The sequence below is a fragment of the Pseudovibrio sp. POLY-S9 genome, from assembly GCF_001431305.1.
Classification (GTDB): Bacteria; Pseudomonadota; Alphaproteobacteria; order Rhizobiales; family Stappiaceae; genus Pseudovibrio.
The window spans coordinates 1-338 of sequence record NZ_LCWX01000072.1 but is presented as its reverse complement, the minus strand read 5'-3'; the positions used below and the strand labels follow the sequence as shown (position 1 = coordinate 338).

Sequence of the window (338 nt, the reverse complement as noted above, 5' to 3'; positions counted from 1 at the left end):
AAGAAGACAAAGGCACCAGCTCGCTACACGGAAGGGTCTTTGATTGAAGCCATGCAAAACGCATGGAGGTTTGTTGAAGATGAAGGCCAGCGTGCACGGCTGAAGGAAGCCAAGGGCATTGGTACACCGGCAACCAGAGACACCATAATTGAAGGGTTAAAGAAGCAAAGCTTCCTCTCTGTCACCAAGGGCAAACTCTTTGCAAGCGATACGGCTATGCAGCTCTATCATCTTCTGCAGGACCGGTGTCCTTCACTCCTTGATCCAGCAACGACAGCAGCAATGGAAGCGCGACTTGATGACATTGTGAGTGGTCGAGCCGGTGCTGATGAAATCAT

The 338-nt window shown here is 50.9% G+C and carries 1 protein-coding gene; it reads left to right on the top strand.

The window, feature by feature from the left end:
- Positions 1 to 338: DNA topoisomerase (locus tag PPL9_RS05435; protein WP_244273351.1), on the top strand; the 338-nt coding region annotated here is incomplete at both ends.